1 protein-coding gene is annotated in these 807 nt (G+C 71.3%); it reads right to left on the bottom strand.

The annotated features are described in order from the left end of the window. Positions 1 to 18 precede the first annotated feature (18 nt). On the bottom strand, positions 19 to 807 hold a 789-nt coding region (locus tag AC5RUJ_RS17505), incomplete at its 5' end, for an efflux permease Rv1217c-related protein (protein WP_494156410.1).

Here is an 807-nt window from a genome sequence, read left to right as displayed (position 1 = left end):
CCGCTGCTCCGAGCGCTGTCAGGCCTCCAGGTCACGGCGCCGGAAAGCCAGCATCCCGCCGACGGTGAGCAGCAGGGCGACCGCCGACATCCAGGCCAGCGGCAGCACGTCCACGTCCGCGGCCGGAACCCGCGGGACCAGTCCGAACGGCTCGGCGTCCAGCACCGCCTCCGGCAGGTTGAGCACCGGCCCGTACATGCCCACCAGCAGGGCAGTAATCAGCAGGATCCAGACCCACCAGGTACCGCCGTGCAGCCCGTAGGCTAGGGCGCCGGCCCCGGCGAAACAGAGGATCAAGGGCAGGAAGGCCAGCCCGGCGGGAGCGAATTCCGCGATCACCGAACCGTCGCCAACCACCGAGAGCGCACCCAGGGCCAGGCCCAACCCGGAGACAACGAGCATCAGCGCCGAGGCCAGCGCGGTGACCAGCAGCGCGCTCAGGACCCAGTGCGCCCGCCCCACCGAGGCGGCGAGCACGGCCCCGGTTCGGCCGTCGGCTTCTTCCTTGCCGAGCCTGCCCATGGAGACCACGGCGAACACGGCCACGGCCATGGCGAAATACTTCAGGAACGCGGCCAGGGCCGTACGGAGGAAGTCGGAGCTGTCGTCCAGGCCCAGCACCGCGGCCAGCTGCGGCTGTGACTCGTAACTGTCCACCACCGCCTGGGCCAGAGACCCGGTCAGCACGGCGAAGACGAACAGGCCGAGCGACCAGCTGACGATGCTGCCGCGCTCCAACCGAAGGAACAGCCCCGGCAGCCGCACCAGCAGCGGCGTGGCATTGGCGCGGCCCCGGCGAGCGGGCAC

It is taken from the genome of Arthrobacter sp. Y3223164 (assembly GCF_059091005.1).
This window is presented reverse-complemented; position numbering and strand designations above follow the sequence as displayed.